This window comes from Microbacterium sp. MYb72 (assembly GCF_002979415.1).
Lineage (GTDB): Bacteria > Actinomycetota > Actinomycetes > Actinomycetales > Microbacteriaceae > Microbacterium > Microbacterium natoriense.
Genome location: NZ_PCOT01000017.1, coordinates 12926 through 25317 on the forward strand (window position 1 = coordinate 12926; position 12392 = coordinate 25317).

Genomic DNA, 12392 nt, shown 5'->3' on the forward strand with positions numbered 1-12392 from the left:
GATGCAGCGACGCGACCTCGCCCGGAGTCGGTGCGACGCGCTATTTTGGGGGCGTGGGGGACATTCTGACGACCGCCGGCCGGGTGCTGTGGCGGCACTGGCCGGCGATGCTCGCGTGGTACCTCGGCGGCATCCTCGTGCATTACGTCATCCTGCAGTTCGCCGGCATCATCGGCGCCTACACGGCGACCGTCGGGTTCCTCGTGCTGCCCGTCGCGATCCTCGCGAAGCTCATCAGCTACGTCGCCATGTTCCTCGTGCTGCGCGACGGCCTGCGCAATCTGCAGGAGGTCGCTCCTCTGCCGGAGTCCCCGGCCGAGCGGCGGCGCACGTTCCTCTCGGCGCTGCTCGCCGGCATCCTCCCCTTCTTCGCGGTGTACTGGGCGCAGAAGCTGCTGCGGGACGACGTGATCGACTACTCGGCTCGCGCGCTGCAGGTGCGCACGGACCTCCATTGGATAGCTGCGGCGAACGGCGACGGGCCGCTGAGCAGCGAGGACTCCGTGCAGAACCTCCCGTTCAACGTGTGGACCGTCTCGATCATCGTGCTCGCCTTCGCCGGCCGCTGGGCCTGGTCGAAGTGGTCGGACCGGCTCGCCGCGTGGCTCTCGCCGGTCGCGGTGTACTTCGAGGTCGTCTGGGTCTTCTTCTCGGTGATCCTGCTCGGCGATCTCTTCGAATCCATCCGTGCCTGGGTGGACGGCCGCGCCGTGATGGTGCTCCTCGACGACATGCGCGAGCAGATCCTCGCCGCGGTCGCGCCGCTGCGCTGGCTGTGGGACGGCATCGGCTGGGTGCTCTCGGAGGCAGGGCCGGTGCTGCTCGCGCCGCTCGCGTGGCTGACCATCGCCGGCGTCGTGTTCGGCCAGGCGATCGTCGCGGAGAAGCTGCGCGTGGAGAGCGAGCTGATCACCCGCATCCGCGAGCACGCGAAGGTCATCCCCAACCCGCTGGTGCGTCGGCTGAAGGATCTGGGCGATGAGCTCGGCGCCCGGTTCCGCCCCATCGGCCGCGCTCTCCTGTTGATGTGGCGCGCGGGCCCCGTGCTCGTCGCGTCCTATGCGCTCCTCTTCGTGGCGGTGAAGGCGCTGGGCTCCTACCTCGACCTGGGCGTCACCCGTCTGATCGGACCGCACGAGTTCGATTTCTGGTCGATCGCGCTGCCGGTGGTCACGCTCATCCCGATGCTGATCGTCGAGCCGCTGCGGATCGCGGTGATCAGCGGGGCCTACGACGCCACGCTGGGCCGGCTGCGCCGCAGGCAGCAGGATCTCCGGTCGGAAGGGACCACGTCGGAGGAGGCGGAGATCCGTGCGGTGGCGGATGCGGCGGGTCTTCTGCCGAGTTCTGCGGATGCCGTCGCCGCGGCGGTCGTGTCGGCATCCGACCGCGACGTCCTCGGGGGTCAGGGGTCGATCGAGAACCTCAGGAACGTCCCGCCGGAGTCCTGAGGCCAGACGTCCAGCCAGAACGGGCCCTCCACGTCATCGGGGAGGACGAACGGCGCGATGAGCTCGTAGTCGCCGAGCTCGTCCGACGAGCAGAACTCGGGTTCGTCGGCGTTGTCGGGGACGCCGATCTCCGATCTCTGCAGCGCCCACTGCCGCCCCGACGACTGCTGCGTCAGAGTGGGGCGCCGACACGACACCCCCTCCGGACCGGGCTCGACGGGGACCGCCGCGGCGATGACCCGCGTGCCGTCGGGGACGTCCAGACCGCTGAGATCTTCGATGACCGCGCTGCGCACGGGGCCGAAGGACGCGCCCGCCAGCTCGGCGCTGTCATCCTCCGCCACGATGATCGGGTCGACGGGGCGGGCGCCGAAGTCGTAGATCAGGTGCCAGTGCTGCCATCCGACGGCGAACAGCGTCGCGGGCAGGAGCACCGCGGTCGCGGCGAGACCCAGTCGGTTGCGCCGCCACCACGAGGGCGACGTCGCCGATACGGGGCCAGCCGCATCGCCTGCGGGATCCGCGGATGGCGTGGGGACCGGGGGAATGCTCGACGGTGCGGGAGCCCCGGAGTTCGCGGAGGAGGAAGAAGGTCGGGGCGGTTCGGGGATCGTCATCGCGCCCAGCCGTTCTCTTCGAAGGAGACCTCGGGCTCGAAGGGCAGGTCGGAGAGGTCGATGCCCATCTCGATCACACCGTCGAGAACGGGGGTTCCCAGCCCGAGCCGCAGCGTCGCGTGCTCCGTCCATGCGTCGTCGGGGAGCTGGAAGGCGAGGCTCCCCGAGCGCGGCACCCCGGTCACGAGAGCCTGGTTGAGGAACGTCGTCCCGCGCTCGGTCGCGGTGAACGTGCGGTCCCCGACGACCAGCGTCGCGGTGCGGAGCGACGCCCCCTCCTGGGTCACCTGCGCCGCGGCCTCGAGGTCGATCACGAGCCAGTCGCCGTCGGCCGACCAGCCCGTGGCATCGGTCACGGAGCGTGCGGCGTGCACATCTGTGACCGTGGCGACGAGGTTGCGGGCGGATGCCGCCTCGCCGAGCGTCGCCGTGGTCACGAACGGCTCCTGAGCGGCGTCGACCGGGAGGGTGGCCTTCACGATCACCCAGGCGCCGGCCAGCAGCACCGCGGTGAGCAGCCACGGCAGGATCTTCGACCTCACGGCATCCGACCTCACGGCGCGCTCACCTGCTCGACGGTCGCCGTCATCGTCGCGCCGACGCGGGGGTCCTCCCAGAGGTCCGTTCCGCGTAGCACGTTGTCGCCGACCCGGTGCGTCGACGCCGGAAGCGTCAGCGTCACGGCGTCGCCGTCGTGGAAGTCATCGGGGCCGACGCTCCAAGCGAGCAGCAGCCGAACGGGGACGTCGGGCTGCAGCGTCGTGGCCGTGCCGCCGTCGTCGGCGTAGGTGAGGAACGGGGCGTCCTCCAGCTCGCCGACCCGGATGGCGCCCGCAGACCCCTCGTCGAACTCGCTGCCCGAGGCCAAGCGCGGCTTCTCGAACCTGTTCGTGACATCGACCGTCACGACCAGGACCTTCTCGCCGCTCTCCGGATCGGGGTAGATGGCCGTATTGCCCTGGTCCTCGCGCAGCTCGACACCGACGACCGACAGCTCGAGATCCGAGCCGGTGTACGGGTCTCCCACGGCGAGTTCGGGAACGGGGGCGACGGGTGCGGTCGCGAGCCCTCCGAACGCGGCGGTCGTGGTGAGCAGCACGGCGCCGGCGCCCGTGATCAGCCATCCGGTGGGGATGAGGTCGACGGTGCGCCGCGCCCACCCGAGCACCTTCGCCCTGGCGCTCGCGTTCGCGCGCGCCTCGGCGGCTCCTGACGCCTTCTCTTCCCCCACGCAGACAGCATAGAACGGTCATCGGCGCTCGATCGCGGCCCCTTTGCGGAGACCGCGCGGTTTCTCGCCTCGACGCGGCCGGACCGTCCGGGAAACGCGCCACCGTCCGACCCGGTTGCCGCCCCTGCCGCGCCTAGGCTGAAGCCATGCCAGAGCCGTTGTCGTCCGATTCCCCCACGCTCGCCGAGCGGGCGGTGGAGCTCGCGCGGCGATGGGTGTCCGAAGCCGCGGCGGCTGACGTCGATCCCGCGGCCGAGCGCCTCGCCGGCGTCCTGCAGGACGCGAACGGGCTCCCGTTCACCCTCGGCTTCGTCGACGGCGTGATGAGGCCGGAGAGCCTCGGCGCCGCGGCATCCCGACTGCACCGGATCGCGCCCCTCGTGCCCGAGTTCCTGCCCTGGTATCTGCGCGGAGCCGTGCGCGTCGGCGGCGGCGTCGCTCCGATCCTCCCGTCGCCGGTGGTGCCGATCGCCCGGCGGATGCTGCGCGACATGGTGGGTCATCTCGTGGTGGACGCCCGGCCGGCGAGACTCGGGGCCGCGGTCGCGCGCATCCGCGAGACCGGCGCGCGGCTCAACCTCAACCTGCTCGGCGAGGCGGTGCTCGGCGAGACCGAGGCGAAGCGGCGGCTCGACGGCATCCACGAGCTGATCCGTCGTGATGACGTGGACTACGTGTCGGTGAAGGTGTCGTCGATCATCAGCCACATCTCCATGTGGGCGTTCGACGAGGTCGTCGACAGCGTGGTCGAGCGTCTGCTGCCCCTCTACCTCACGGCGTCCGCCGACGGCACGTTCATCAACCTCGACATGGAGGAGTACCGCGACCTCGACCTCACCATCGCGGTGTTCACGCGCATCCTGGAGGATCCGCGCCTGAAGGGACTGGAGGCCGGGATCGTCCTGCAGACCTATCTGCCCGATGCCCTCCCCGCTCTGCAGGAGCTCAGCGCCTGGGCGCAGGACAGGGTTCTGCACGGCGGCGCGGCCATCAAGGTGCGCCTCGTGAAGGGCGCCAATCTCGCCATGGAGCGCGTGGACGCGACCATGCACGGCTGGACGCCCGCGACCTACGACACCAAACTCGACACCGACGCGAACTACCTGCGCTGCCTGGACTGGGCGCTGGACTCCGACCGCACCCACGCTGTGCGGATCGGCGTCGCCGGACACAACCTCTTCGGCATCGCCTACGCGTGGCTGCTCGCGGGGGAGCGCGGCGTGCGCGACGGCGTCGAGTTCGAGATGCTGCTCGGCATGGCGCAGGGGCAGGTGCAGGCCGTGTCGCGCGAGGTCGGACCGGTGCTGCTGTACGTCCCCGTCGTGAAGCCCGCCGAGTTCGACGTCGCGATCAGCTACCTGGTCCGCCGTCTCGAGGAGAACGCGTCGTCGGACAACTTCCTCTCCGCCGCGTTCCGCCTCGACGAGGACCCGGCGCTCTTCGACCGCGAACGGGATCGCTTCCTCGATGCGCTGCGCCGTTCGACGTCGCCGACGTTGCGGACCGGCCCGCGGCGCTCGCAGAACCGACTCTCTCCCGTGCACGAGTCGGCGCGACCCGCACCGGCCGCTCCGCGCGAGGAGGAGGAGCTGACCAAGGCGGTGCTCGGCATCACCCGGGGCTCGGACGATGAGGCGTTCCTCGAGACCGCCGTCTACTCCGACCGGGAGCTGGCCGCCGCGGAGGTCGGTGCGGATGCCGGCGGAGCCCCCGGCTTCGTGAACACCACGGACAGCGACCCCTCCCTGCCGGCCAACCGCGACTGGGCGCGCGCCGTGATCGGCCGCATCGGCTCCGCGGAGCACGCGGTTCCCCCTCGTGTCAGCGACCCCGATGAGCTCGATCGCGTGATCGCCGGGGTGCAGGAGGCCGGTGCGCGCTGGGGGTCGCGGTCGGCGGCGGAACGCGCCGAGGTCCTGCTGCGTGCCGCGGCCGCTCTGGAGGGGCGTCGGGGCGAGCTCATCGAGATCGCGGCATCCGAGACCGGCAAGGTCTTCGCCGAGGGCGACGTCGAGGTGAGCGAGGCGGTCGACTTCGCCCGCTACTACGCCGCCAAGGCGAGGGAGCTGGATGCCGTCTCCGGCGCCGCCTTCGAGCCCGCTCGCGTGACGGTCGTCACGCCCCCGTGGAACTTCCCCCTCGCGATCCCGGCCGGGGGAGTGCTCGCCGCGCTCGCCGCGGGCTCCGGTGTCGTCTTCAAGCCGGCGCCGCAGGCCCGCCGCTGCGCCGCCGCCATCGCCGAGGTGCTGTGGCAGGTGGGGGTGCCGCGCGACGCGCTCGCCCTCATCGACATCGACGAGGACGGTCTCGGTCAGCGGCTCATCGCGCACGAGGCCGTCGACCGCGTCATCCTCACCGGGTCGTGGGAGACCGCCGCCCTGTTCCGGTCGTGGCGCCCCGACCTGCCGCTGCTCGCCGAGACGAGCGGCAAGAACGCGATGATCATCACCCCATCGGCCGATCTCGATCAGGCGGCATCCGACCTGGTCCGCAGCGCCTTCGGGCACGCGGGGCAGAAGTACTCGGCGGCATCCCTCGCGATCCTCGTCGGTCCCGTGGGTCGGTCGAAGCGGTTCGCGCGGCAGCTGGCGGATGCCGCGCGGTCGCTGCACGTCGGCTGGCCGTCCGACCCGCTCGCCGAGGTCGGTCCGGTGATCGAGAAGCCGCAGGGCAAGCTGGCCTGGGCGCTGAGCGAGCTGGAGGCCGACGAGGAGTGGCTGATCCGCCCCCGGCTGGTTGGCGGAGATCCGTCCGGGAGGCTGTGGAGCCCCGGCATCCGGGTCGGCGTGCAGCCGGGCTCGCGCTTCCACCGGGAGGAGTTCTTCGGACCGGTGCTCGGCGTCATGCACGCGCCGACGCTGGAGAAGGCGATCGAGCTGCAGAACGCGGTCGCCTATGGCCTCACCGCCGGGCTGCACACGCAGGACCCCGACGACCTCGCGCTGTGGCTGGACCGCGTCGAGGCGGGCAACCTCTACGTCAATCGCGGCATCACCGGCGCGATCGTGCAGCGGCAGCCCTTCGGCGGCTGGAAGCGCTCGTCGGTCGGACCCGGTGCCAAGGCGGGAGGCCCGAACTACCTCATCGGCCTCGGCTCCTGGCGTGCTCAGCAGGCGGGCGCCGTGTCGAGCACACTCCACCTCCGCGGACTCGACGCCCGGATCACTGCTCTCATCGAGGCCGCCCAGCCGTCGCTCGACTACGAGGCCTTCGAGTGGCTGCGGAGGGCGGCGCTGTCCGACGCCCTCGCCTGGGATCGCGAGTTCGGCAGGGTGCGCGACGTGTCGAGGCTCGGCGTCGAGCGCAACCTGTTCCGCTACCGCCCGGTGCCCGTCGCGATCAGGGCGACGGGGGATGCCGGATGGCAGGAGCTGCTGCGGGTCGTCATCGCCGCGGTGCGTGCGGGTGCCGGCTTCACCCTGTCGACCCCGGTGGGCCTGCCGTCGGCCGTTCGTCATGCCCTGGGCGACCTCGGCGCGGTCGTGTTCATGGAGACCGACGAGGAGTGGATCGAGCGGATGCGCCGGCGCGATGCGACCGAGGCGGACCCGTTCGCCGACGCGGCGCCGCGCCCCGACCGCGTGCGGCTCGTCGGGCAGCGCGCATCGGTGGCGGCGCTGCATCGAGCGCTGGCCGTCGCCGTGGAGGGCGACCCCGACCTCGCGGTCTACGCCGGCGAGGTCACGTCCGCCGGTCGCATCGAGCTGCTCACGTTCGTGCACGAGCAGTCCATCACGATCACCGCGCACCGCTACGGCAACCCAGACTCCACGTTCAGCGACGTCATCTGAGCCTCCGCCCTCGGGGCTGTGCGCTCCCGTCGCAGAAGATCCCGGTATCCGGCGTCGATACCGGGATCTTTCGCGACGGGAGCGGAGAGGCAACGATGGGAGTGTAAAGAATTCTTGACATGTGACGAGGGGGCGGCGTACGCTCATGTCAAGAATCTTTTACATGGAGGCTGACATGGTCTATCACGAGCGCTTCGCCTGGTCGGGGCTCATCACCTCGGTCGTCACGATGGTCGCCTATGTCGTGCTCGTGCTGCGGGATGCCGCGGGCGGGCCTCTGGAGCAGGTCGACTGGCTCCCGCTGATGCTGTGGACCATCGGCGGCGGCATCGTGCTCAGCATCGTGCTCACGATCGCGTGGGGCATCATCGGCAGCCGCGGCGATCGCGAGTCGGCGATGGCGTCGGACATCCGCGACCGCGACATCAGCCAGCTGGGCGGACGGGTCGAACAGGGCTTCGTCACGATCGCCGGGCTCGGCGTGATCGCCCTCTGCGCGGTCGGAGCCGACGTGTTCTGGATCGCCAACACGATGTTCGCGGGCTTCGCGATCGCGGCGTTCGTCGGCGGGATCGCCAGGGTGGTCGCCTACCGCAGGGGGCTCGTCTGATGGTCAAGCCGACGCTGGTGTCCAACAGCATCCGCTCTCATCGCGAGGCGGCGGGGTTCACGCAGGCCGAGCTCGCTCGCACGGTCGGCGTGACGAGGCAGACCCTCATCGCGATCGAACAGCAGAAGTACTCCCCGACTCTCGAGCTGGCGTTCCAGATCGCACGCGCGTTCGGCGTCGGGCTCGACGAACTCTTCCAGTACCCGGAGGTGCGCAATGACTGAATCGATGAGGGCCTGGCGTCGTGAGACGTACGGGCCGGCCGCGGGCGTGGCGCTGGAGCAGGTGCCGATCCCCGAGCCCGGCGCCGGCGAGGTGCTGCTTCGTGTGCGTGCGACGTCCCTCAACGCGGGCGACGTGCGGCTCCTGCTCGGAGATCCCCTCCTGGTGCGTCCGGTGTTCGGGCTCACCCGCCCGAAGTATCCGATCCGCGGGATGGATGCCGTGGGCGAGGTCGTCGCGGCGGGCCCCGGTGTCATCGGCGTCGAGGTCGGCGATGTCGTCCTGGGCGAGATGCAGGGCGGCGGCGGGCTGGGGGAGTACGTGAGCGTTCCGGCCACCAGGGTGCAGCCGCTGCCGCCGGGGATCGACGAGCGCATCGCGGTCACCCTCCCGGTCGCCGGTGGCACCGCGTGGCAGGCGCTCGACCTCGCCGGGGTGGGCCTCGGCGAACGCCCCGCGCGGGTGCTGATCATCGGCGCCTCGGGCGGGGTCGGCACCTTCGCCGTGCAGTTCGCCGCCCTGCGCGGCGCCGAGGTGTGGGCCAGCTGCTCCGGGCGCAACGCGTCGTTCGTGCAGGGCCTCGGAGCGGTGCGGACTCTCGATCACCGTCGCGAGCCGCTCTCGGCGATCCCCGGTGGCCACTTCGACGCGGTCGTCGACATCGCCGGAGGCATCGACCTGCGCGACCTGCAGCGGCTCGTCGCGCGCGACGGCGTGATCGTGCTCGTCACCGGAGACGGCGGTCACGTGATGGGGCCGATCCCGCGCATGATCAGGGCGGCGCTGCTGTCGATCGGTTCGGGGCCGCGCATCCGCTCGCTCGCCGCGAGCAACCGTCCGGAGGTGCTCACGAAGATGCTCGAACTGCTGGCCGCCGGACGCTTCGCGCCCGTGATCGCGCAGGAGTACGACTTCGCGGATGCCGGTGCGGCGCTGGAGCGGCTCGAAGCGGGGCACGTCGTGGGCAAGCTCGTGGTCCGTGGCTCCTGAGCCGCGGGCGGCCGCGGCATCCCTGGCGACGCCCAGCCAGCGGTGACAGAATGGATGCTGGCGTGCCCGAGTCGCATCTTCCCCGGGCGCCGACTCTGACAGAGCGGCGTGGGTCGAAGGACCGCCGGGCCCCTGGACAGCGTCCGCCGCACCTGTGTCCCCAAGGAGCACCATGTCGACGCCTGAGACCGCCGTCACGTCCACTCGCACCGCGCATCACCGCCGCTACCTGATGTGCAAGCCGGAGCACTTCACGGTGAACTACTCGATCAACCCGTGGATGGAGCCGGCCAACCCGACCGACACGGCCAAGGCCGTCGCGCAGTGGCAGAAGCTGTACGACCTCTACATCGAGCTCGGCCACGAGGTGGAGCTCATCGAGCCGCTCCCCGGCTACCCCGACATGGTCTACACCGCCAACGGCGGCTTCCTCATCGGCGGACGCGCGTACGTGCCCTCGTTCTACTACGAGCAGCGCCAGGGCGAGTCCCCCGCGTTCGCCGACTGGTTCCGCGCGCACGGCTTCGACACCGTGATGCCGAAGGAGATCAACGAGGGCGAGGGCGACTTCCTGCTCGCGGGCGATGTGATCCTCGCCGGCACCGGTTTCCGCTCCGCCGGCGACAGCCACCGCGAGGTGAGCGAGGTCTTCGGCCGCGAGGTCGTGACGCTGACCCTGGTCGACCCGCGCTTCTACCACCTCGACACCGCGCTCACCGTGCTCGACCCCGTGGTCGAAGAAGGACGGACCGCGGGCATCGCGTACCTGCCGCACGCCTTCGACGAGGCCTCGCAGAAGGTGCTCGCCGAGCGCTTCCCCGACGCCATCCTGGTCTCCGACGAGGACGGCGCCGTCTTCGGGCTGAACTCGGCCAGCGACGGCTACAACGTCGTCATCTCGCCGCGGGCGAAGGGCTTCGAGAAGCAGCTGCGCGAGCGCGGCTACAACCCGATCCTCATCGACCTGTCCGAGCTGCTGCTCGGCGGCGGTGGCATCAAGTGCTGCACCCTCGAACTGCGCGGTGCCGAGTGACCTCCGCGGGCGTCGACGCCGCGGCCGAGCCGCACGTCGCGCACAACTACCACCCGCTGCCTGTCAACATCGCCCGCGGTGAGGGCGCCTGGGTGACGGACGTCGAGGGCAAGCGCTACCTCGATCTGCTGGCGGCCTACTCCGCGGTGAACTTCGGCCACCGGCATCCGGCCCTCGTCGCCGCGCTCACCGAGCAGCTCGGCAGGGTCACGCTCACGAGCCGCGCGTTCATGAGCGATCGGCTCGAGCCGTTCGCCGCGGCGCTCGCGAAGCTCGCGGGCAAGGACATGGTCCTGCCGATGAACACCGGGGCCGAGGCGGTGGAGACCGGCATCAAGGTCGCCCGCGCCTGGGGCTACCGGGTCAAGGGCATCGCCGACGGGCGGGCCCGGATCATCGTCGCGGCGGGCAACTTCCACGGTCGCACCACCACGATCGTGAGCTTCAGCGACGACGAGTCGGCGCGCGAGGGCTTCGGCCCGTACACGCCCGGCTTCGACGTCGTCCCGTACGGAGATGCGGATGCCGTGGCCGCCGCGATCACGCCGGACACCGCCGCCGTGCTGATCGAGCCGATCCAGGGCGAGGCGGGAGTCGTCATCCCGCCGGAGGGCTACCTCCGACGCATCCGCGAGATCTGCGATGAGAACAACGTGCTGTTCATCGCCGACGAGATCCAGGCCGGTCTCGGCCGCGTGGGCGAGACGTTCGCGTGCGACCGCGAGGAGGTCGTGCCCGACCTGTACCTGCTCGGCAAGGCGCTCGGCGGCGGCATCCTTCCGGTCTCGGCTGTCGTCGGGAACGCCGACGTGCTGGGTGTCATCCAGCCGGGCGAGCACGGCTCGACCTTCGGCGGCAACCCGCTCGCGGCGGCCGTCGGGCTCCGCGTCGTCGAGATGCTCGAGTCGGGTGAGTTCCAGGAGCGCGCCCGCGCTCTCGGCGCCCACCTCGCGCAGGCACTCGAGCCGCTGATCGGGCACGGCGTCACCGTGGTGCGCATCGCGGGCCTGTGGGCCGGCGTCGACATCGACCCCGCTCGCGGAACGGGGCGTGAGATCTCCGAGAAGCTGATGCACCGCGGCGTGCTCGTGAAAGACACGCACGGCCAGACGATCCGCATCGCACCGCCCCTGGTGATCCGCGCGACGGAGCTCGACTGGGCGGTCGAGCAGCTCCGTCTCGTGCTCGGCGAGTAGTCCATCGCATCGAACCGCTCCCCGCCGCGCACCGGGGAGCGGTTCGCGTGCGGAGTCGCGGCGTCGGGCTAGGCTGACCATCCAGGGGGTGGTCCGCATCGAGCAGCGAACGGACATGCGCGTCGGCATCGACGCCTTCTCCGCGCCGCCTCCGGGCCGCGGCGGACCGACCGGGATCCTCGGCTTCGTCTGGGCGGTCTGGCCGTGGATGAACTGGATCCTGCCGGTGTTCCTCGTGCTCCACGGATTCATCGGCAGCGTCGGCGGCTGGGAGTCGCTGATGCTCCTCGTCGGCTCGCCCGTGATCGTCCCGGCGTTCGGACTCCTCGGCTCCCTGCCCCGCTTCATCCTCCGCAGGCGCGGCCACCGCACGGCGCCCGGTGTCATCGTTCCGCTGCTCTTCCTCAACTGGTGGGGGTGGGTGACGTTCACCCTCACGATGGAGGGATCCGGAGACAACGGCGCACTGCCCTCGATGCTCCGGATGTTCGTCACGGCCCCGCTGGCGCGTGACTACGAGGGGACTCTCTTCGGCGGAGCCGTTCTGACCGCGGTGGCCGCCTGGGTGGTGGTCCTCGTGCTCGCGTGCGTGCTGAAGCCGCAGCCGTCGCAGCAGACCCGCACGTGGAGCATCGCGGCGTGGACATCCGCCGTCGTCGTCCCTGCCCTGCTCATCGGGGTGATCGTGCTCGGCGTCTCGCTGACCCCGCAGCAGCGGGACTCCGCGGGGTTCACGGTCGCGGAGGTCGCGGCGACGCCCCTGCAGGAGCAGGCCGACCGCGCACGGGAGAACTACACCGAGACGCAGGAGCGGGCATCGGCGGTGCGCGAGCTGATCGCGCCGGACGGGTGGACCGTGAGCGAGAGCGGCTTCACCGGAACCCCGACGGCGTGCCGCATCGCGGATGCCGAGTGCTACGCGTTCGCCGCGGAGTTCGCGGTCCCCTCGACGTCGGGGGCGTCGGACCTGGAGTCGATCGTCGAGCCGCTGCGTGCTCAGGGCTGGGATGTCGAGGCGACAAGCCGCCTCGAGGCGACCGACGCGCAGGGCTACACCCTGCGCATCGAGGTCGTGCGAGACGACATCTATGTCGAGGTCACGAGCCCGCACTGGTGGGGCTACGACTACGACATCGGCGAGGTCATCGGAGACCGGGAGCCGCTCGATCCCGCTCGCGTCTACCGGTTCGACGAGTGGCCGGAGCTCGGGGCGTAGACCGCCTGGGCTGTTCTTCGCCGCGCTCGTGCGTG

At 71.0% G+C, this 12392-nt stretch carries 11 protein-coding genes; 8 read left to right on the plus strand and 3 right to left on the minus strand.

Going from position 1 to position 12392, the window contains the following annotated elements:
- The first annotated feature begins 53 nt into the window (after positions 1-53).
- The gene (locus tag CQ047_RS10850) at positions 54-1451 is read left to right on the plus strand and encodes a hypothetical protein (RefSeq protein ID WP_105675098.1); all 1398 of its coding nucleotides are present in this window, start codon (positions 54-56) and stop codon (positions 1449-1451) included.
- Here CQ047_RS10850 and CQ047_RS10855 read toward each other — a convergent pair.
- From CQ047_RS10855 to CQ047_RS10865, 3 genes are read right to left on the minus strand one after another with little or no spacing between them, the layout of a single operon-like run.
- On the minus strand, positions 1406-2068 hold the full coding sequence (locus CQ047_RS10855; protein WP_146114319.1) for a hypothetical protein: 663 nt from the start codon (positions 2066-2068) through the stop codon (positions 1406-1408). The genes CQ047_RS10850 and CQ047_RS10855 overlap by 46 nt on opposite strands.
- Positions 2065-2610: a DUF4352 domain-containing protein gene (locus CQ047_RS10860; protein WP_146114320.1), complete on the minus strand. Its 546-nt coding sequence runs from the start codon at positions 2608-2610 to the stop codon at positions 2065-2067. The genes CQ047_RS10855 and CQ047_RS10860 overlap by 4 nt, the downstream gene beginning before the upstream one ends.
- A gap of 11 nt (positions 2611-2621) precedes the next feature.
- Positions 2622-3299, minus strand: a complete 678-nt coding sequence (locus tag CQ047_RS10865; protein ID WP_105675104.1) for a hypothetical protein — start codon at positions 3297-3299, stop codon at positions 2622-2624.
- 146 nt (positions 3300-3445) lie between these two features.
- Here CQ047_RS10865 and CQ047_RS10870 point away from each other — a divergent pair, with 146 nt between their 5' ends.
- From CQ047_RS10870 to CQ047_RS10900, 7 genes are all read left to right on the plus strand, one after another.
- Positions 3446-7090: a proline dehydrogenase family protein gene (locus CQ047_RS10870; RefSeq protein WP_105675106.1), complete on the plus strand. Its 3645-nt coding sequence runs from the start codon at positions 3446-3448 to the stop codon at positions 7088-7090.
- Between the two features lie 163 nt (positions 7091-7253).
- A complete protein-coding gene (locus tag CQ047_RS10875) occupies positions 7254-7700 on the plus strand; it encodes a hypothetical protein (protein ID WP_223585812.1) in 447 nt (148 codons plus the stop codon).
- The gene (locus CQ047_RS10880) at positions 7700-7924 is read left to right on the plus strand and encodes a helix-turn-helix transcriptional regulator (protein ID WP_105675110.1); all 225 of its coding nucleotides are present in this window, start codon (positions 7700-7702) and stop codon (positions 7922-7924) included. Before CQ047_RS10875 ends, CQ047_RS10880 begins: the two co-directional genes overlap by 1 nt.
- Positions 7917-8912: an NAD(P)-dependent alcohol dehydrogenase gene (locus tag CQ047_RS10885; RefSeq protein ID WP_105675112.1), complete on the plus strand. Its 996-nt coding sequence runs from the start codon at positions 7917-7919 to the stop codon at positions 8910-8912. Before CQ047_RS10880 ends, CQ047_RS10885 begins: the two co-directional genes overlap by 8 nt.
- A gap of 172 nt (positions 8913-9084) precedes the next feature.
- A complete protein-coding gene (gene ddaH / locus CQ047_RS10890; RefSeq protein ID WP_105675114.1) occupies positions 9085-9945 on the plus strand; it encodes a dimethylargininase in 861 nt (286 codons plus the stop codon).
- Entirely contained in the window at positions 9942-11141 is a 1200-nt protein-coding gene (rocD, locus tag CQ047_RS10895) for an ornithine--oxo-acid transaminase (protein WP_105675116.1), read from the plus strand. Before ddaH ends, rocD begins: the two co-directional genes overlap by 4 nt.
- 88 nt (positions 11142-11229) lie before the next feature.
- Positions 11230-12357: a hypothetical protein gene (locus tag CQ047_RS10900; RefSeq protein ID WP_105675118.1), complete on the plus strand. Its 1128-nt coding sequence runs from the start codon at positions 11230-11232 to the stop codon at positions 12355-12357.
- Positions 12358-12392 lie beyond the last annotated feature (35 nt).